This is a genomic window from Ruixingdingia sedimenti (assembly GCF_031432425.1).
Taxonomy (GTDB): domain Bacteria; phylum Pseudomonadota; class Alphaproteobacteria; order Rhodobacterales; family Rhodobacteraceae; genus Ruixingdingia; species Ruixingdingia sedimenti.
In genome coordinates this window covers 17,794-36,929 of sequence record NZ_JAVKPH010000006.1, presented here as the reverse complement: position 1 = coordinate 36,929, position 19,136 = coordinate 17,794, and the positions used below count along the sequence as shown (strand labels likewise).

Annotated in this window: 15 protein-coding genes; 10 read left to right on the top strand and 5 right to left on the bottom strand. The window is 69.9% G+C overall.

Annotation, left to right across the window (positions count from 1 at the left end):
* Positions 1–54 precede the first annotated feature (54 nt).
* From RGD00_RS07260 to RGD00_RS07215, 10 genes are all read left to right on the top strand, one after another.
* Positions 55–630, top strand: a complete 576-nt coding sequence (locus RGD00_RS07260) for a DUF3576 domain-containing protein (protein ID WP_310456644.1) — start codon at positions 55–57, stop codon at positions 628–630.
* 78 nt (positions 631–708) lie between these two features.
* Positions 709–3,255, top strand: coding sequence for a leucine--tRNA ligase (gene leuS / locus RGD00_RS07255; RefSeq protein ID WP_310456643.1), 2,547 nt, complete (start codon positions 709–711; stop codon positions 3,253–3,255).
* A complete protein-coding gene (gene lptE / locus RGD00_RS07250) occupies positions 3,242–3,727 on the top strand; it encodes an LPS assembly lipoprotein LptE (protein ID WP_310456642.1) in 486 nt (161 codons plus the stop codon). Before leuS ends, lptE begins: the two co-directional genes overlap by 14 nt.
* The gene (holA, locus tag RGD00_RS07245) at positions 3,724–4,743 is read left to right on the top strand and encodes a DNA polymerase III subunit delta (RefSeq protein WP_310456641.1); all 1,020 of its coding nucleotides are present in this window, start codon (positions 3,724–3,726) and stop codon (positions 4,741–4,743) included. Before lptE ends, holA begins: the two co-directional genes overlap by 4 nt.
* A 13-nt stretch (positions 4,744–4,756) precedes the next feature.
* Positions 4,757–5,344 carry a glutathione S-transferase family protein gene (locus RGD00_RS07240; protein ID WP_310456640.1) on the top strand — a complete coding sequence of 196 codons (588 nt, stop codon included), beginning with the start codon at positions 4,757–4,759 and terminating at the stop codon, positions 5,342–5,344.
* A gap of 221 nt (positions 5,345–5,565) precedes the next feature.
* On the top strand, positions 5,566–6,660 hold the full coding sequence (locus RGD00_RS07235; protein WP_310456794.1) for a carboxynorspermidine decarboxylase: 1,095 nt from the start codon (positions 5,566–5,568) through the stop codon (positions 6,658–6,660).
* Between the two features lie 22 nt (positions 6,661–6,682).
* Positions 6,683–7,918 (top strand): saccharopine dehydrogenase family protein, encoded by a 1,236-nt coding sequence (locus tag RGD00_RS07230; protein ID WP_310456639.1) that lies wholly within the window; start codon positions 6,683–6,685, stop codon positions 7,916–7,918.
* A gap of 41 nt (positions 7,919–7,959) precedes the next feature.
* Positions 7,960–8,676, top strand: coding sequence for a hydroxypyruvate isomerase family protein (locus RGD00_RS07225; RefSeq protein WP_310456638.1), 717 nt, complete (start codon positions 7,960–7,962; stop codon positions 8,674–8,676).
* A 117-nt stretch (positions 8,677–8,793) separates the two neighbouring features.
* Complete coding sequence (locus RGD00_RS07220) at positions 8,794–10,578, top strand: autotransporter assembly complex protein TamA (protein ID WP_310456637.1); 1,785 nt, start codon at positions 8,794–8,796, stop codon at positions 10,576–10,578.
* Positions 10,578–14,396, top strand: coding sequence for a translocation/assembly module TamB domain-containing protein (locus tag RGD00_RS07215; RefSeq protein WP_310456636.1), 3,819 nt, complete (start codon positions 10,578–10,580; stop codon positions 14,394–14,396). The genes RGD00_RS07220 and RGD00_RS07215 overlap by 1 nt, the downstream gene beginning before the upstream one ends.
* 260 nt (positions 14,397–14,656) lie before the next feature.
* Here RGD00_RS07215 and RGD00_RS07210 read toward each other — a convergent pair whose 3' ends face one another.
* The 5 genes from RGD00_RS07210 to RGD00_RS07190 form a co-directional block, all read right to left on the bottom strand.
* Entirely contained in the window at positions 14,657–15,484 is an 828-nt protein-coding gene (locus RGD00_RS07210; protein WP_310456635.1) for a YihY/virulence factor BrkB family protein, read from the bottom strand.
* A gap of 69 nt (positions 15,485–15,553) precedes the next feature.
* A complete protein-coding gene (locus RGD00_RS07205) occupies positions 15,554–15,790 on the bottom strand; it encodes a hypothetical protein (RefSeq protein ID WP_310456634.1) in 237 nt (78 codons plus the stop codon).
* Positions 15,791–15,910: 120 nt separating this feature from the next.
* Entirely contained in the window at positions 15,911–16,159 is a 249-nt protein-coding gene (locus RGD00_RS07200; RefSeq protein WP_310456633.1) for a hypothetical protein, read from the bottom strand.
* Between the two features lie 80 nt (positions 16,160–16,239).
* The gene (locus RGD00_RS07195) at positions 16,240–16,914 is read right to left on the bottom strand and encodes a YjbF family lipoprotein (protein WP_310456632.1); all 675 of its coding nucleotides are present in this window, start codon (positions 16,912–16,914) and stop codon (positions 16,240–16,242) included.
* On the bottom strand, positions 16,911–19,016 hold the full coding sequence (locus tag RGD00_RS07190; RefSeq protein WP_310456631.1) for a YjbH domain-containing protein: 2,106 nt from the start codon (positions 19,014–19,016) through the stop codon (positions 16,911–16,913). Before RGD00_RS07190 ends, RGD00_RS07195 begins: the two co-directional genes overlap by 4 nt.
* Positions 19,017–19,136 lie beyond the last annotated feature (120 nt).

Below are 19,136 nucleotides of genomic sequence, written 5' to 3'. Positions count from 1 at the left end.
TTCCCCCCCGGAGGCTCGGCTAGACAGTTGCGAAACCTGAACGGGGGCAGACGTATGCAGTTTTCCGGCCTTGCCCGCCTCGTGCTTCTGGGCGGTATCGTGGCGTCGGTCGCAGGGTGCGGCGGCGGCATCGGCAGCCTCAACCCCTTCTCGCGCGCGCGGGCGCCGCAGCCGGCCCCGGCGCAGACGGACCAGCAGCGCATCGACCTGGACAACTATATCAACCTCGATGCGCAGGAACGCGGCGCACGGATGGCGACGGGCGTTCCCGACACCGCGCCGCGCGCAAAGCTGGGCGATCTGTTGCGCGCGCGCGACGACGGCTCGCTCGGCGGCAGCGTGAACCGCTATCTGTGGAACGCCGCGCTGGATGTGCTGAGCTTCCTGCCCGTGGAAACGGTCGATCCGTTTTCCGGCGTGATCTCGACCGGCTACGGGCGGCCGCCGGGCGGCGGGCGCGCCTACCGGGCGACGATCTACGTGTCCGACCCGGCGCTGGATGCCCGTTCGCTCAACGTCGCGGTGCAGGGCCAGGGCGGCGCGGCGGTGGCGCCCGAAACGCTGCGCGCGATCGAGGATGCGATCCTGACCCGCGCCCGCCAGTTGCGCGTGCGCGATTCGAGATACTAGATTCCGCCGCTGCGGCAGCTATAACCGCGCCGGGCCCGCATCGTCGGCGCCCGGCGCTGTCATGAAGAAGGTCCCGCCATGTCCCGTTACGCCCCCGCGACGATAGAGCCCCGCTGGCAATCCGCATGGGAGGCGGGGGGCGTGTTCACCGCGCGGCACGACACGGCGAAGCCCAAGTACTATGTGCTGGAGATGTTCCCCTACCCTTCCGGGCGCATCCACATGGGGCATGTGCGCAACTACACGATGGGCGACGTGGTGGCGCGCTACAAGGCGGCGCAGGGCTTTTCGGTGCTGCATCCGATGGGCTGGGACGCCTTCGGGATGCCGGCGGAAAACGCGGCGATGGAACGCGGCGGGCATCCGGCCACCTGGACCTATGACAACATCAAGGTCATGCGCGGGCAGATGAAGCCGCTCGGCCTGTCGATCGACTGGAGCCGCGAGTTCGCGACCTGCGACCCGGAATATTACGGCCAGCAGCAGGCGATGTTCCTCGACATGCTGCAAGCCGGGCTGGTCTACCGCAAGAACGCCGTCGTCAACTGGGACCCGGTGGACATGACGGTGCTGGCCAACGAACAGGTGATCGACGGCAAGGGCTGGCGGTCGGGCGCGGTGGTGGAACGGCGGGAACTGACGCAGTGGTTCTTCCGCATTTCCGACTATGCCGGGGAACTGCTCGACGCGCTCGACGGGCTGGACAACTGGCCCGAAAAGGTGCGCCTGATGCAGGCCAACTGGATCGGCCGGTCGCGCGGGCTGCAATTCGCCTTCGACACCATCGGCGCGCCCGCGGGTTTCGAAAAGGTCGAGGTCTACACCACCCGCCCCGACACGTTGATGGGGGCGAGCTTCTGCGCGGTATCGCCCGATCACCCGCTGGCGAAGGCGCTGGAGGCCGCGAACCCCGGTCTGGCGGCCTTCAACGCCGAATGCCGCCGCATCGGCACCAGCGAAGAGGCGCTGGAAAAGGCGGAAAAGCGCGGGATGGATACCGGCGTGCGTGTGCGCCATCCCCTCGATCCGGCGTGGGAACTGCCGGTCTATGTGGCGAATTTCATCCTGATGGACTACGGCACCGGCGCGATCTTCGGCTGCCCGGCGCATGACCAGCGCGATCTGGATTTCGCGCGCAAGTACGGGTTGCCGGTCCGCGACGTGTTCGTGGCACTGGACGGCGGCGCGCCCGTGGCGGACGAGGCCTTCGTGCCGCCCAAGACCGAAAAGGTGCGCTATGTCGCCGGTTTCGCGGGCGAGGCCGAACAGACCGGCGAGGCGGCGGTGGATGCCGCCATCGCGCAGTTCGAATCGCGCGGGCTCGGTCGCGGCGTCACCAACTACCGCCTGCGGGACTGGGGGCTCAGCCGCCAGCGGTACTGGGGCTGCCCGATCCCGGTGGTGCATTGCGACGCCTGCGGCGTGGTGCCCGAGGCCAAGGAAAACCTGCCCGTCCGCCTGCCCGAGGATGTCAGCTTCGACAAGCCCGGCAACCCGCTGGACCGGCACCCGACCTGGCGCAACTGCACCTGCCCCGCCTGCGGCAAGCCCGCGCTGCGGGAAACCGACACGATGGACACCTTCGTCGATTCGTCCTGGTACTATGCCCGCTTCACCGCGCCGCGCGCGGCGACGCCCACCGATGCGGCCGAGGCCGATTACTGGATGAACGTGGACCAGTATATCGGCGGGATCGAACATGCGATCCTCCACCTGCTTTATTCGCGCTTCTTCGCCCGGGCGATGCACAAGACCGGCCACCTGCCCGCCAAGGCGGTGGAACCCTTCGATGCGCTGTTCACCCAAGGGATGGTGACGCACGAGATCTACCTGACCCGCGACGCGAACGGGCGGCCCGTCTACCACTACCCCGAGGATGTGGAAAACGGCGCGCTGAAGGCGACGGGGGAAAGGGTCGATACCATCCCCTCGGCCAAGATGTCGAAATCCAAGAAGAACGTGGTCGACCCCGAGGCGATCATCGCCGCCTATGGCGCCGATACCGCGCGCTGGTTCATCCTGTCGGACAGCCCGCCCGAACGCGACGTGGAATGGACCGCCGCGGGGGCGGAGGCCGCGCACAAGCATCTGTCGCGCGTCTGGCGGCTGGCCGCCGATGTGGCCGCGGCAGAGGGCGGCGAGGGGGCAGAGGATGCCGCGGTGCTCAAGGCCGCGCATCGCGCCATCGCCGATGTGACCGCGGGGGTGGAGGGATTCGCCTTCAACAAGGCCATCGCCGCCCTTTACACCCTGACCAACGCCATCGCCAAATCCGGCGCGTCGGCGCAGGCGCGGGCCGAGGCGCTGCGGATCATGGCGCGGCTGATGTCGCCCATGGTGCCGCATCTGGCCGAAGAGGTCTGGTCGATGCTGGGGGGCGAAGGGCTGGTGGCGCAGGCCGCATGGCCCAAGGCCGACCCCGCGCTGCTGGTCGAGGATGCCGTGACCCTGCCGATCCAGATCAACGGCAAGCGGCGGGCCGAAGTCACGGTGCCCAAGGACATGCCTGCGGCAGAGGTCGAAAAGATCGTGCTGGCGGACCCCGATGTGATACGCTTCCTCGCGGGGCAGGCGCCGAAGAAGCTGATCGTCGTGCCCGGCCGGATCGTCAATGTCGTCGTCTGACCGCAGGACCGTGTTGCTGATGCTGGGGGCGCTGCCCCTGGCGGCATGCGGTTTTGCCCCGGCCTATGGGCCGGGCGGTGCGGGGGCGGCGCTGCATGGCGCGGTGCGGATGGCCGAACCGCGCGACGAAAACGCCTGGGAACTGGTGGTGCGGCTGGAAGAACGGCTCGGCCGCGCCGCCGCGCCGCGCTATGCGCTGGATTATACCGTCACCACGGAAAAGATCGGCGCGGGCATCACGCCGTCGCGCGCGATCACGCGCTATACGATGACGGGTGCTGCCACCTTCCGGCTGACGGAAAGCGCCACCGGCACCGTGGTGGCCGAGGGGCGGGTCGAGGGCTTCACCGGCTGGTCGGCCACCGGGTCCACCGTCGCCACGCTGACCGCGGAAGAGGACGCGCGGGTGCGCCTGATGCGCATCCTCGCCGACCGGATCGTGACGCGGCTTCTGGCCACGGGGGCGGCATGAAGCTTTCGGGGACCGAGGCCGCGCGCTATTTCGCCCGGCCCGATCCGGGCAAGGCGGGGCTGCTGATCTATGGCGCCGATGCGATGCGCGTGGCCCTGCGCCGCCAGCAGGTGATCGCCGCACTGGTGGGGCCGCAGGGCGAGGCCGAAATGCGGCTGGTGCGCATGGCGGCGGGCGACCTGCGCCGCGATCCGGCGGCGGCGGGCGATGCGATGCGCGAGCAGGGCTTCTTTCCCGGCCCGCGCGTGGTGTTCGTGGAGGATGCAAACGACACCGTGGCCGCCCCGCTGGCCAGCGCGCTGGCCGACTGGCGGCCGGGCGATGCGGTGCTGGTGGTGACGGCCGGATCGCTGACGGCGAAATCGGCGCTGCGCAAGGCGTTCGAATCCGCCCCCCATGCCTATGCCGTGGGCCTTTACGACGATCCGCCGTCGCGCGAGGAGATCGAGGCCGAACTGGCGCAGGCGGGGCTGAAGACTATCGACCGCGCGGCGATGGGCGATCTGGAAACGCTGGCCAAGGTGCTCGACCCCGGGGATTTCCGTCAGACGGTGGAAAAGATCGGGCTGTACAAATGGGGCGATGACAGCCCCCTGACGCCCGAGGACATCGCCGCCTGCGCCCCCGCGACGATAGAGGCGGAACTGGACGACCTGATGCATGTGGTGGCAGAGGCGCGGCTGCGCGAGATCGGCCCCCTGATGCGGCGGATCGAGGGGCAGGGCATCAACGCCGTGCGCATCTGCATCGACGCCACCCGCCATTTCCGCACCCTGCATGCCGCAGCCTCCGACCCGGGCGGGCCCGGCGCGGGGCTGGCGCGGGCGCGCCCGCCGGTGTTCGGGCCCCGGCGCGACCGGATGCAGCGGCAGGCGCAGCACTGGGGGATGCGGCGGCTCGAATCCGCGCTGGCGGTGCTGGTGGAAACGGACCTGACGCTGCGCTCGGCCGCCAAGGCGCCCGACATGGCGCTGGTCGAACGCGCGCTGATCCGGCTGGCGACGCTGGCGCGCTGAAAGGGAGGAAACCATGTACAAGGTCATCGGCCCCAAGAACACCCGCACGGGCCGCGTGCTGTGGATGCTGGAGGAACTGGGCCAGCCCTACGAACACGACCCGGCAGAGGTCTGGTCGGATACGGTGCGCGCCTTCAACCCCTCGGGCAAGGTGCCGGTGCTGCTGGCGGAGGGCGAGCCGATCATCGATTCGGTGGCGATCATGCAGTTCCTGGCCGACCGCCACGGCGCGCTGACCCACCCCGCGGGCACCATCGCGCGCGCCCGGCAGGACAGCCTGACCCATTTCCTGCTGGACGAGATCGACGGCGTGCTCTGGGTCGCGGCGCGGCACAGCTTCATCCTGCCCGAGGAGCGGCGGGTCGCGGCGGTGAAGGACACGCTGAAATGGGAATTCGCCCGCAACTGCCGCACGCTGGTGGCGCGCATGGGCGAGGGGCCGTTCCTGATGGGCGACATGATGACGGTGCCCGACGTGCTTTTGGGCCATTGCCTGGTCTGGGCCGGCGTCGCCCGGTTCGAGATCGGGGAACCCCGGCTGGCGGCATTCCGCGACATGATGGTGGCGCGGCCGGCGTTCCGGCGGGCGATGGGGCGCTGAACCCGGCGTTGCGCGGGGGGATGGCGCGGCGGCGGGGGTTTCACACCCCCGCACCCCCGTGGGATATTTTCAGACAGAAAATGAAGGGGAGCGGGGCGGCGCCGATCCTGACCCCGGGTCCGTTTTGGCTTGAGCCCGGGGGGGGTTTCCGCTACCAGCGGCGCGCGCGGGGCATGGCCCTGCGGCTTTGACCCCTTTGTGCAGCGGAAGGGCCAGAGATGCTGGACACCCCCTATTACCTGATCGACAAGGCCCGGCTTCTGCCGAACATGGAAAAGATCGCGCATCTGCGCGCGGTGTCCGGCGCGAAATCGCTGCTGGCGCTGAAATGTTTCGCCAGCTGGTCGGTGTTCGACTTCATGGCGCAGTACATGGACGGCACGACCTCATCCTCGCTTTACGAGGTGCGGTTGGGGCGCGAGAAATTCCCGGGCGAGACGCATGCCTATTCCGTCGCCTGGGCCGACAACGAGATCGCAGAGGTCGTGGGCCATTGCGACAAGATCATCTTCAACACCATCGGCCAGCTGGACCGTTTCGGCCCCGCCGCGGCGGGCAAGGTGCAGGGGCTGCGGGTCAACCCCGGGGTGTCGTCGTCGTCCTTCGATCTGGCGGACCCGGCGCGGCCGTTTTCGCGGCTTGGCGAACATGACCCCGGGGCGATCGAGAAGGTGGTGGACCGCATCAGCGGCTTCATGTTCCACAACAACTGCGAGAATGCGGATTTCGAGCTGTTCGACCGCATGCTCGGCCATATCGAACAAAGGTTCGGCCATCTGATCCGCCGCATGGACTGGATCAGCCTCGGCGGCGGGATCCATTTCACCGGCGAGGGCTATCCGCTGGACCGGCTGGCCGAACGGCTGAAGCGGTTCGCGGGCGAGAACGGGGTGCAGGTCTATCTGGAACCGGGCGAGGCCGCGATCACGCGGGCGGCGACGCTGGAGGTGACGGTGCTGGACACGCTGTTCAACGGCAAGAACCTTGCCATCGTGGACAGTTCGATCGAGGCGCATATGCTCGACCTGCTGATCTACCGCCAGCCCGCGCGGGTGGAACCGGATGCGGGCGACCATGAATGGATGGTCTGCGGCAAGTCGTGCCTGGCCGGCGACATCTTCGGCGAATACCGCTTTGCGGCGCCGTTGCGCGCCGGGGACCGGCTGTCGATCCAGGATGCGGCCGGTTACACGATGGTCAAGAAAAACTGGTTCAACGGCGTGAAGATGCCCGCCATCGCGGTGCGGGAACTGGACGGCACCGTGCGCGTCGCGCGGGCATTCGGATACGAGGACTACGCGGCGAGCCTGTCGTGACTGCTGGCAAGGAGGTTTGGCGATGAAACGGAACGTGCTCATCATCGGGGCCGGGGGCGTGGCGCAGGTCGTCGCGCATAAATGTGCGCAGCACAACGACCTGTTGGGGGATCTGCACATCGCCTCGCGCACCGTCGCCAAATGCGAGGCGATCATCGCATCGGTGCAGGCGAAGGGCGCGATGAAGGTGCCGGGCGTGTTCAGGGCCCATGCCGTGGATGCGATGGATAGTGCCGCCGTCGCCGCGCTGATCCGCGACACCGGCGCGCAGATCGTGATCAACGTCGGGTCCGCCTTCGTGAACATGTATGTGCTGGACGCCTGCATCGCGACCGGCGCGGCCTATATGGACACCGCGATCCACGAGGATCCGGCGAAGATCTGCGAAACCCCGCCGTGGTACGGCAACTATGAATGGAAGAAACGCGACGCCTGCAAGGACGCGGGCGTGACGGCGATCCTTGGCATCGGGTTCGACCCCGGGGTGGTGAACGTCTGGGCCCGCGCGGCCGAGGGCATGCTGGACCGGATCGACAGCATCGACATCATCGACATCAACGCCGGTTCGCACGGGAAGTATTTCGCCACCAATTTCGACCCCGAGATCAACTTCCGCGAATTCACCGGCACCGTCTACAGCTGGCAGAAGGGCGGCTGGCAGGAAAACCGGATGTTCGAGGTCGGCAAGACCTGGACCCTGCCGGTGGTGGGCGACCAGAAGGCATATCTGACGGGGCATGACGAGGTGCACAGCCTTGCCGCCCGCTATCCGCAGGCGGATGTGCGGTTCTGGATGGGCTTCGGCGACCATTACATCAACGTGTTCACGGTGCTGAACAACCTCGGCCTTCTGTCGGAAAAGCCGGTCAGGACGGCCGAGGGGCAGGAGGTCATTCCGCTGAAGGTCGTCAAGGCGGTGCTGCCCGATCCGGCGAGCCTCGCCCCCGGCTATACCGGCAAGACCTGCATCGCCGATCTGGTGAAGGGCGAAAAGGACGGCAAACCGGCCGAGGTGCTGATCTACAACGTGGCCGACCACAAGGAGGCTTATGAGGAGGTCGGCAGTCAGGGCATCAGCTATACCGCGGGCGTGCCCCCGGTGGCGGCGGCGATCCTTGTGGCGCAGGGCACATGGGATGTGGGCACGATGGTGAACGCCGAGGAACTGGACCCGAAGCCCTTCATCAACCTGCTGAACACGATGGGCCTGCCGAGCCGCATCCGCGACGCCGCGGGCGACCGGGAACTGTCGTTCTGAGCCTGCGGTTTTCGGCCAATCTGGGGTTCCTGTTCACCGGGATGCCGCTGCCGGATGCGGTGGCGGCGGCCCGGCGGGCGGGGTTCGATGCGGTCGAATGCCATTTTCCCTATGACACGCCGCCCGCCGATCTGGCCGCGGCGGGGCTGCCGGTGATCAGCCTGAACACCCCGCCGGGCGACCGTGCGGCGGGGGAATTCGGGCTGGCCGCGGTGCCGGGGCGCATCGCGGCGGCGCGGGCGGGGATCGCGCAGGCGGTGGACTATGCCGTGGCGGCGGGCGCGGGGGCGGTGCATGTGATGGCCGGCTATTCCCAAGGTGCTGCGGGGGCGGAAGATACGTTCCGCGCCAATCTGGCCCATGCCTGCGATCTGGCGGCGCCGCAGGGGCTGACGGTGCTGATCGAGCCGCTGAACCCCCATGACGCGCCGGGCTATCACCTCGCCAGCCTCGACCACGCGCTTTCCATCATCGCGGCGGTGGGGCGGGCGAACCTGCGGCTGATGTACGACTGCTATCACATCGCGCGCATCCATGGCGATGTTGGGGCCGCCTTTGCCCGCACGCGCGATGTGGTGGGCCATGTGCAGTTCGCGGGCGTCCCCGACCGGGGCGAACCCGATACCGGCACGGTGGACTATCGCACGCTTCTGCCGGCGCTGCGCTGGCACGGCCCCTTCGGCGCCGAATACCGCCCGCGCGGGGGCGATACGCTGGCCGGGCTCGGCTGGCTCGGGGCCTTCCGCGCCCTTGCCTGACAACAGGTTCGGGGCGGGATTGGTGCGCGGCTTTCCCCCGCGTCGCCACGCCATCGCATTGCCCCCCGCCATGACCCATGTCAAAGTGACCAGAATGATTTCGACGGAGGGTTTGCGGTGGCCGGACGCGAAAGACTGGTTCTGGCCTGTATCGCGGCGCTTGCCGTCGCGACGCCGGCCGGTGCGCTCGACCCCGTCGGGTTCGATGTCCGCAGCGCCGACGAGGATCTGACCGACGACCTGCGCGGGGCCTCGCTGGTGTTGCAGGCCGAACGCGAAAAACGGCTGGAACCGCAGGACATGTTCGCCGCCGCGCAGGCCGATTACGCGCGGCTTCTGGGCACGCTCTATGCCGCGGGGCATTATTCCGGCGTGATCAACATCCGCCTCGACGGGCGCGAGGCCGCGGGCATCGCGCCGCTGAACGCGCCGCAATCCATCGGGCGGGTCCAGATCACGGTAGACCCGGGGCCGCGCTTCACCTTCGGACGGGCAGAGGTCGGGCCGCTGGCCCCCGAAACCGAGTTGCCGGAGGATTTCGTGCCCGGCGGCGTGGCCTATTCCGACGCGATCCGCGCCGCGAACGAGGCCGCCATCGACGGCTGGCGCCATGCGGGCCATGCCAAGGCCGCGACCGTGCGGCAGGACATCGTGGCCGATCACGGCGCGCGGCGGGTGGATGCGCGGTTGGGGCTGGCCCCCGGCCCGCTGGTGCGGTTCGGGCATCTTTCCTTCAGCGGGTCCGACAACGTGCGCCCGGCGCGGCTGCACAAGATCGCGGGCTTTCCCACGGGCGAGGTCTATGACCCCGAAGAGGTGGACCGCGTGGCCGACCGGCTGCGGCGCACGGGGGTGTTCCGGTCCGTCGCGCTGACCGAAAACGAACGGCTCGGCCCCGGCGCGACGCTCGACATGCAGGCGGCGCTGATCGAAGAGGCGCCCCGGCGCATCGGCGCGGGCGTCGAACTGGCCAGTTTCGAGGGGCTGACGCTGTCGGGCTACTGGCTGCACCGCAACCTTCTGGGCGGGGCCGAACGGCTGCGGTTCGACGCCGAGATCGCCCAGATCGGCGGGCAGCGGTCGGGCACCGACTATTCGCTCGGCGCCACCTATGACCGGCCGGCGACCCTGACCCCGGACACGACGCTGAACCTGCGCGCCAAGGTCGGGCGGCTGGCCGAAGAGGATTATACCGAGGACGCGGGCGAGATCGGCTTCGGCTTTTCGCATATGTTCAGCAACGAACTGACGGCGCGGGCGGGGCTCGACTACCGCTATTCGGTGGTGCGCGACAGTCTGGGCAAGACCACGTTCAAGAACCTGCGGATGCCGCTCGGCGTGCTGTGGGACCGGCGCGACAGCAAGACCGATGCGACGCGCGGGACCTATCTGGATGCCGAACTGGCCCCCTTCGTCGGCTTCGGCACCACCGACAGCGGCGCGCGGCTGGTGGCCGACGGGCGCATCTACCGGGCGCTTGGCGAACGGGTGGTGCTGGCGGGCCGGTTGCAGGTGGGCGCGGTCATGGGCGCGGCGATCGCGCGGACGTCGCGGGACTATCTGTTCTATTCCGGCGGCGGCGGCACCGTGCGCGGCCAGCCCTACCAGTCGCTCGGCGTCAACGTCCTGCCGGGCCAGCGCACGGGGGGCACCGCGTTCCTCGGCGCCTCGGTCGAGGCGCGGGTGAAGGTGACGGACAGGATCGGCGTGGTGGCCTTTTACGACTATGGCCGCGTCGGCGCGGACGGGTTCGGCGGGTCCGCCGACTGGCACGCGGGCGCGGGGCTGGGGGTGCGCTATGCCACCGGCATCGGCCCGATCCGGCTGGACGTGGGCGCGCCTGCGGGCGGCAACACCGGCAAGGGCGCACAGATCTACATCGGTATCGGGCAGGCCTTCTGATGCGTTTCCTCCTCGCCGTCCTGTTCTGCGTCTTCCCCCTTCTCGCCACCGCGCAGGAGGACGACCGCGGTTTCCTCACCCGGCTGATCGAGGACAACCTGTCCGGCGCCGGCCGGGCGGTGCGGATCGAGGGGTTCGAGGGCGCGCTGTCCTCGCGCGCGACGATCCGGGAAATGACCATCGCCGACGACCACGGCGTCTGGATCACCCTGCGCGGGCTGGAACTGGACTGGAGCCGCAGGGCCCTGCTGACCGGGCGGCTGGAGGTAGAGACCCTGCGGGCCGAGGAAATCCTGCTGCCCCGCCTGCCCGACACCGGCGACCCCGAGGCCCCCACGCCGGAGGCCGTGCCGTTTTCCCTGCCCGACCTGCCGATTTCGGTGCGCATCGGCCAGATTCTGGCCGAAAAGGTGGATTTGGGCGCGCCGGTGATGGGCATCGCCGCCACCTTCCGCGTCGAGGGCAGCGCCGATCTGGCCGGGGGCGAGGGCAATGCGAAACTCGACATCACCCGCACCGACGGGCCGGAGGCACGGCTGTCGTTCGATGGCGGTTTCGCCAATGAAACCCGTGTCCTGCGCCTGTCGCTGGCGCTGGAAGAGGCCGCGGGCGGCATCGCCGGCACGCTGATGGGCCTGCCCGGCGCGCCTGCGCTGACGCTGTCGGTGCAGGGCGAAGGGCCGCTTGAGGATTACACCGCCGACATCCGGCTGGCCACCGACGGACAGGACCGGCTGGCAGGGCTGGTCGCGCTGCGCGCGGTCGAGGGGGCGAGCACCTTCGCCCTCGATCTGCGCGGCGATGTGGCGCCGCTGCTCCTGCCGGAATACCGCGATTTCTTTGGCAACGACGTGGCGCTGGTGGCCGAGGGCCGCCGCACGCCCCTGGGCGCGGTGCAGCTCGACCGGCTCGACATCGCCGCAGCGCAGTTGCGGGTGCAGGGTCAGGCGCGGGTGGCCGCGGATGGCGTGCCCGAACGGCTGGACCTGCGGTTGCGGATCGCCGCGGCCGACGGCGGGCCGGTGCTGTTGCCCAGTTCGGGCGTGCCGATGCGGGTGAATGCGGCCGACCTGACCTTCGCCTTCGACGCCGCGCGGGGCGACGGCTGGCGGCTTTCCGGCGCGGTCGAGGGGCTGGACCGTCCCGACCTGCGGCTGCAATCGGTGACGCTTGCTGGCAACGGCCGGATCGCGCGGCTGCCCGAGGGCGCCACGGTCGGCGGTACGCTGCGGCTGGCGGCGGAAGGCATCGCCCCCGCCGATCCCGCGCTGGCGCAGGCGGTGGGCGCCGCGATCAGCGGCCAGACGCTCTTTTCCTGGTCGACGGGCGGCAAGCTGCGCCTGTCGCGGCTGGCGGTCACGGGCGAGGGGTATGAACTTTCCGGCCGCATCGCGCTGGACAGCCCGCCGGACGGGGAAACCCGCGTGGAAACCATGCTCAGCGCGCAGATGGCCGATTTCGCGCGGCTGTCTGGCCTTGCCGGGCGCGATCTGGCCGGGCGCGGGCGGGTCGATGTGGCGGGCTGGTATGCGCCGCTGTCGGGTGCGTTCGACCTGACGACGGATGTGGCGGGCAACGGGCTGCGGGTGGATGTGGCCGAACTCGACCGGGTTCTGGCGGGCGACAGCACCGTGCACCTGTCCGCCGCGCGCGGGACCGAAGGGCTGGAAATCCGCAGCCTGACCGCCAATGCCAGGGGGTTCGAGGCGACGGGCCGCGGCTGGCTGCGCAGCGCGGGGTCGGACCTGACGCTGCGCGCGGCGCTGGCGGATCTGGCGGCGCTCGGCCCCCGATACGGCGGCAGCCTGCGGGCGGATCTGCGGGTGCAGGGGCCGGGCGGACAGGAACGGGTGACGCTGGCGGCCACCGGCGCCGACCTGCGCATCGGCGTGGCGCAGGTGGATGGCCTGCTGCGCGGCCCGATCAGCATCGACGCGGCGCTGCACCGGCAGGGCGATGCCCTGACGCTCGACCGGGCGGCGATTGCGGGCGACCATCTGAACCTGACCGCCAGCGGGCGGCTCGACGAACCCGGGCGCGCGCTGACCGCCACCGCCCGCCTGCCCGACCTGTCGGCCGCCGGCGGCGGTTTCGGCGGCGCGGTCGAGGCGCAGGCGGAATATGCCCTGCGCGAGGGCGAGGATCACCTGTCGCTGACCGCTCGCGCCAGCGACCTGCGCCTTGGCCAGCCGGAGGCGGACCGCGTTCTGGCCGGCGATTCCGACCTGCGGTTGCAGGTGCGCCGCACGGCGGGCGGGGCGGTGAAGGTGGATGCCTTCCGCCTGGACGGCGCGCGCCTGACGGCAGAGGCGACGGCAGAGGCGGGCGATGCCGGCCGGCGGGTGAACCTGTCGGCGCGGCTGGCGGATCTGGCGGTGGTGGTGCCGGGTGTGCCCGGGCCGCTGACCGTGGAGGGCACGGTGAACGACGAGGGCGAGTCGATCCTGATCGACGTGCGCGCCAACGGCCCCGGCGGGATCGCGGCGACGGTCGCGGGCAGTGCCGCGGCCGATTTCAGCCGCGCCGACCTGCGGATCAATGGGCAGGCCGATGCGGCGCTGGCCAATGCCTTTACCGGCCCGGTGGCGATGCGCGGCCCGCTGCGGTTCGATCTGGCGCTGAACGGCCCCCCGGGGCTGGCGGCGCTGTCGGGGCAGGTGGCCCTGCGCGGGGGGCGGGTGACGCTGACCAGCCCGCCGCTGGCCTTCACCGGGGTGGATGTCACGGTGGACATGGCGGGCGGGCGGGCGCAGGTGGATGCGCGCGCGGGGCTGGAAACCGGCGGCACGGTGGCCGCGCGCGGGCCGGTGGCGCTGACCGCGCCCTATGCCGGCGATCTTGCGATCACGCTGACGGGCCTTCGCCTGCGCGACCCCAACCTCTATTCCACCGAGGCGAGCGGCGCCTTGCGCGTCAACGGGCCCTTGGCGGGGGGGGCGATGATCTCTGGCCGGGTGGAACTGGGGGTGACGGAACTGCGCATCCCCTCGACCGGGCTCGGCGGGGTCACGGCGATCCCGGAAATGCGCCACCTGCGCGAACCGGCCGCGGGGCGCGCGACCCGGGCGCGCGCGGGGCTGCTGGACAGCGGGCAGGATGGCGGGGGCGGCGCGGCGGCGCGGCCCTATGGGCTCGACCTGACCATCGACGCGCCCAACCGGGTGTTCATCCGCGGCCGGGGGCTGGATGCCGAACTGGGCGGGTCGGTGTATCTGTCGGGCACCACGGCGGCGATCGCGCCTTCGGGCGGGTTCACGCTGATCCGCGGGCGGCTGGATCTTCTGGGCAAGCGGTTTGATTTGACCGAGGGCAATGTGCGGCTCGAGGGCCGGTTCGTGCCCTATGTCGAACTCGCCGCCACCACCCAGACCGAGGATGTGACCGCCACGATCCGCGTCGATGGCCCGGCGGACGAACCGGTGATCAGCTTCACCTCGTCCCCCGAACTGCCGCAGGAAGAGGTGGTGGCGCAACTGCTGTTCGGGCGCGGGTTGCAGACGCTGACGGCGTTCCAGGCGGCGCAGCTGGCCTCGGCGGTGGCGACGCTGACCGGCAAGGGCGGCGCGGGGATCATCGACCGGCTGCGGCGGTCCTTCGGGCTCGACGATCTCGACGTGGGCACCAGCGCGACGGGGGAAACCTCGCTCCGGGTGGGGAAATACCTGTCCGAGAACCTCTATGCCGATGTGATGTTCGAAAGCGACGGCACCAGCGAGGTGACGCTGAACCTCGACGTCAGCCGCAATGTGACGGTGCGGGGGTCGGCGGCGTCGGACGGCGAAACCGGCGTCGGGATCTTCTACGAACGGGATTACTAGACAACCAATCCCGCCGCTTTGTCTGGCGAAGGCGCGTGCCTTCGCCACATCCTGCGGGTGCCACTATCCCGGCCGGGGGCCCCAAGCCCCCGGCCAGCGCCCGCCCCGCCCATGGCGGGCGCTTCTCGCCCGCCGGGGCAGGCGCTGGCCTCTCCGTTATTCCCGGCATCTCCGTCTCTCACGGCACCGCCGCGCGACGGGCGGGGGAAACGCGGTGCGTTTCCTGTTCCCGCCCGGCCCGGCTTGGTGCTTGATCCCCCTCAGGGCGTACCGGCCCGCCGCGCGGCCAGGGCGGCGTTCAGCGCCGCGCCGATCAGCACCGCATAGGCGCTGATGTAGAGCCACATCATCAGCGCCACCACCGCGCCGATGGATCCGTAGATCTGGTTGTAGTTGCCGAAATTGGTCAGATAGACCGAAAACGCCTGCGAGGCCGCCAGCCACAGCGCCACCGCCAGCCACAGCCCCGGGCTGAACAGCCGCGGCCGCGCGCCCGGGACGTTGGGGCCATAGCGGTAGGCCATCCCGATTCCCAGCACCGTGGCGGCGGGCGCGATCGCCCATTGCACCAGCGTGATCAACCCCGCCTCGAACGGGCCGAGCGGCACGAAGGCCAGCACCACCGGCAGGACGATCCCCGCCGCCAGCGCCATCAGCGCCGATCCGACGAAGGCCACCGTCAGCACCAGCGCCGTCACCTGATGCAGGACGCCGCCCCGGTTTTCCAGCCCGAAGATGGCGTTGATCCCCTGCACCAGCGCCGCCACCCCCGCCCGCGCCGACCACAGCGCAGCGCCAAGCGACAGCGCGGTGGTCCAGCCGAACCGGCTGGTGTTGGCCTGGACCAGCGCCTCGGTCTGGTTGCGCAGGATGTCGAATGCCTCTGCCGGCAGGAATTCGGCCAGTTCCTGCAACTGGCGCGACACTTCCAGCGGATCGGCGAAAAAGCCCCAGATGGCGATCAGCGCCGCCAGCGCGGGAAACACCGCAAGGATGCCGAAAAAGGCGACCCCGGCAGAGATCAGGCCCAGATGCCGGCTGCCCATCAGGCGCCAGACTTCGGACAGAAGGGAATAGAGGCCGGCCATACCGTCAGGGCATAAAAAGAAAAAGCTGGCTTTCGCCAGCTTTTTCAAGTGCATAACGCCAGACGGCGATCACTGGGCGGCGGTGGTCGACGTCGAGGAATCGTTGTTCGACGCGATCGCGGCGATGACGGCAACGCCGCCGATCACGGCCAGCGCGGTCGCGCCGGGGCCGAAGCTCGACACCGGGGCCAGAACCGGCGGGGCGGGTTCGGGTTCGGCGGCAACGATCACCGGGCCGCCGGCGAAAGCGGCGGAAACAGAGCCCGCAACCATCAGGGCGGCGACAAAAGCCGAAGTCTTTTTCATAATCCTCTCCATCGAAGGTGCCTTGGGGTTCTGGCTAGCATCTTTCCGCATGCGATGAAAGCCGCAATGGCCCTACACGCAATACACGCGCGGAAAGTCGCAAAAAACCCACACCCGGGATCAGCGTGCGGCGGCCGAGGCCACAGCGGTGGTCGAGGACGAGGAATCGTTGTTCGACGCGATCGCGGCGATCACGGCGACAGCGCCGATCACGGCCAGCGCGGTCGCACCGGGGCCAAAGCTCGACACCGGGGCCAGAACCGGCGGGGCGGGTTCGGGTTCGGCGGGGATGATCACCGGGCCGCCGGCCTGCGCCAGCGATGTGGCCGCCACCAGAGCCACGGCGGCTAGAATCGGGGTCTTCTTCATCTGGTCACTCCTTCCGGGTTGCGCGCGGATGGCCGATGCTAGCACGACCGGGCGCGCGGCAAAACGAAATCCTGCCGCGCCTAGCGGGAAAGATCGGCGATCTTCAGATAGCCCAGATCCGCGCCGATCCACTGGCGCGATTGCCTGATCTTGCCGCTGCCCTCGATCCAGTAGCGGTTCTGGACGCCGTTCGCGCAGGTTTCCGTCACGATCCGGGTGGCATAGGCGCGTTCGAACAGGGTCACGGTTTCGCTGCCCCCGGGCGCCAGTGTGCAGTCGAGCGCGACCTGGAACATCGTGTCGGTCCCGTCGAGGTAGTCGTGCACCCGCCGCGTGGCGCCCGCCCCCGCCGCCACCTGCCGCCCCGTGGGCCCGGCAGAGGACCGCAGGTCCGGCCCGAAACCGGCGGTGGAGATCACCACCCCGTCGCGTAGCGTGATCACCACCCGGTCGGAGGTCGCATAGCTCTGTGTGCCCGCATTGGTGTTCGACAGGCCGAGGACCGCGGTGGCCCCCGTCGCCTCGATCGTCGCCATCAGCAGCGGCAGGGGCGATCCGTCGATGGCCGCGCGCGTCAGCCCGGCAGGCACGCCGGTCGGCGCGGCCGCGCGCGGCTGGCCGATGCCCCGCACCGTCTGCACCGCGATGCGCAGCCCCTCGCCCTGTTGCTGGTGGCCGCGGTCCGAGGAACAGCCCGCCGCCAGCGCCACCACCGCGCCGGCCAGTGCCAGACGCATCCGATTGCCGCCGGTCATCGCCAGACCCTCCCCCACTGGGCGTCGAGGCCCTGGGTGTGATATTCGCGCACGGTTTCGTAAAGCCGCCCGTCGACCGCCAGCCGCGCGCCGCCGTCACGCTGCACCGGGCGCAGCACGGCGGTGGATTGCGCGCGTGTCGGCGTGCCGATGGCCCAGTTGAGCGGGATCGTCACCCGGATGCCCTTGTCGAACGATCCCTCGCCGAAATCGTTGAACGACACGTCCGTCAGCGTGGCAAAGGCGCCCACGCGCCAGCCATTGGCGAATTCGCGGTCGAGCGCGACCGTCGCGCCCCAGTCGCCGGCCAGATAGCGGCCCACGTCCACCTGCCCGTGGAAGCCGTTGTCGAAGGCGTAATAGGCCGACACATGCCCGGTCACGACGGAATAGTTCTGGAACCCGAACCTCTGGTCGAAATCGCGCTGACGGGCATAGTTGACCTCTGCCCCGAGCGCGAGGCGGCTGTCCACCGGCTTCCACAGCAGTTCGGCCGACACGCCCCCGAACATCCGTTCCAGATAACCCGCGGTCACGCGGCCATAGAGGTTCGTCCCCGGGCGGCTGTACCAGGCGAGCGTCAGCTTTTCGAGCTGCGTATCCTCGCGGTCGTACAGATAGCCGTCGGTGCGCACATGTGGCAGAACCGAATCCGACACCCGGCTGTACTTGTCGAGATTGCCCGCCACCTTCTGCGTGATCGCCCCCGACAGCACCAGCCCCGGCGCGATGTCCACCCGGCCGGCAAAGCGCAGGCCCAGATCGCCGCGGACGGGGGCGTCGGGGTCGAAATAGCTCAGCCGCGAATAGGGCGAGATGGACCAGGACAGCGCCGGATAGGTGCCGGTGCCGTTCTGCGCGCCGGCGGGGCGGCGGGGGTTGTCCACGATTTCCGCCCGTGCGCGCAGGCCGGCGGCATTGGCGGGGGCATGTTCCAGCGCCTCGATGTCCGACCGGCGCAGCCGCACCTTGGACAGCGGCATGCCATCGACCACCGGCACGATCTCGAACACCTCGACAGAGGCCGGCATCACCGCCGTCAGCGCCCGCGCCGCCCGGCCGATCGCCTGCGCGCCCGCGTCATAGCGCGGGTTGCGCAGCCAGAGTTCGGCGCGCGTGCCGCTGACCGCCAGCGCCTCGACCGCCAGCCCGTCTTCGGCCAGCCGCTTTTCCAGATTGCTGCGCAGGATCGCCGGGGCGCCCTGCTGCGCCGTCCATTCGGGCGACCAGGCGTCGGGATCGGCGCGCCGGTCGGGGCGCGGCACCACCGCGCGGGCGGCGGGGCCGGTGACGCCCTTGGTGGGCCGGTTGCGCGGGTTCAGCGCGATATGCGCGGCCAGCCCCAGTTCCGACCCGTACAGGTAATAGGCCCCGAGGCGCACAGAGTCCGTCAGCTGGTATTCTGCGCCGAAGTTCAGCGGGCTGCGGTGTTTGAAGATGCCCTGCCGTTCTTCCAGGTCATAGGCGTCGGAGGAATATTCGACCTTCAGCCCCAGACGGTCGTTCACCTGCCATTCCACGCCGCCGAACAGCGCCGCCGGGCCGCGGAACCACTGCCCCGTGTTGGGCTTGCCGCCCCGGCCGGTATCCGGCGGCGGGCGCGTGCCGGTGGACCCGAAGCTTTCATACGACCCGAGCCGCCCCCACCCCACGCCCCCCGTCACCTTCACCCGCGGGGTGAGGGACTTGGTGGCGACGATGTATTCGCCCGAAAACTGCCCCGTGCCGATGAAATCCTGCAAGCCGATGGTGACGGCGGGCATGTAGCGGCCTTCGTCCAGCAGGCGGAAGCGCAGGTCGAAGCTGCGGTCGTAATACACATCGTTCGGCCCGAAGCCCCCGATCGCCAGCCCGTCCACGCCGCTGTAGCGGAAGCTGCCCTGCAACCGCGGGGTGATCTGGAAGGTCAGCGTGTTGCGCAGGGTGGGGCCGAACCAGCCGATATTGGCCGACAGTTCGCCATCCGGCTGCATCTCGGCCGAGGGCATGTCGACCAGCCCCGTGACCCCGTAGAAATTGAGCGTCTGCGCCCAGGCCCCCACGGGCGCCAGGGCCAGCAGCGCGGCGGCGGGCGGGATCAGGCGCCGGAAAGGAACGGGCATGCAAAGGACCTCGGATTTTGGGCCACTCTAGGGGCAGGGGGCGGCGCAGGGCAAGCCCTCGCGCGGCAAGGCGCCGCGCTGCGGCAGCAGGGCCACGCGCCGCGGCGGAAACCTGCCTGC

Excerpts from the sequence above, each read along its gene's own strand:
- RGD00_RS07260 (WP_310456644.1), top strand. The coding sequence starts at position 55 with ATGCAGTTTTCCGGCCTTGCCCGCCTCGTGCTTCTGGGCGGTATCGTG.
- leuS (WP_310456643.1), top strand. The coding sequence starts at position 709 with ATGTCCCGTTACGCCCCCGCGACGATAGAGCCCCGCTGGCAATCCGCA.
- lptE (WP_310456642.1), top strand. The coding sequence starts at position 3,242 with ATGTCGTCGTCTGACCGCAGGACCGTGTTGCTGATGCTGGGGGCGCTG.
- holA (WP_310456641.1), top strand. The coding sequence starts at position 3,724 with ATGAAGCTTTCGGGGACCGAGGCCGCGCGCTATTTCGCCCGGCCCGAT.
- RGD00_RS07240 (WP_310456640.1), top strand. The coding sequence starts at position 4,757 with ATGTACAAGGTCATCGGCCCCAAGAACACCCGCACGGGCCGCGTGCTG.
- RGD00_RS07230 (WP_310456639.1), top strand. The coding sequence starts at position 6,683 with ATGAAACGGAACGTGCTCATCATCGGGGCCGGGGGCGTGGCGCAGGTC.
- RGD00_RS07225 (WP_310456638.1), top strand. The coding sequence starts at position 7,960 with ATGCCGCTGCCGGATGCGGTGGCGGCGGCCCGGCGGGCGGGGTTCGAT.
- RGD00_RS07215 (WP_310456636.1), top strand. The coding sequence starts at position 10,578 with ATGCGTTTCCTCCTCGCCGTCCTGTTCTGCGTCTTCCCCCTTCTCGCC.
- RGD00_RS07210 (WP_310456635.1), bottom strand. The coding sequence starts at position 15,484 with ATGGCCGGCCTCTATTCCCTTCTGTCCGAAGTCTGGCGCCTGATGGGC.
- RGD00_RS07205 (WP_310456634.1), bottom strand. The coding sequence starts at position 15,790 with ATGAAAAAGACTTCGGCTTTTGTCGCCGCCCTGATGGTTGCGGGCTCT.
- RGD00_RS07200 (WP_310456633.1), bottom strand. The coding sequence starts at position 16,159 with ATGAAGAAGACCCCGATTCTAGCCGCCGTGGCTCTGGTGGCGGCCACA.
- RGD00_RS07195 (WP_310456632.1), bottom strand. The coding sequence starts at position 16,914 with ATGACCGGCGGCAATCGGATGCGTCTGGCACTGGCCGGCGCGGTGGTG.
- RGD00_RS07190 (WP_310456631.1), bottom strand. The coding sequence starts at position 19,016 with ATGCCCGTTCCTTTCCGGCGCCTGATCCCGCCCGCCGCCGCGCTGCTG.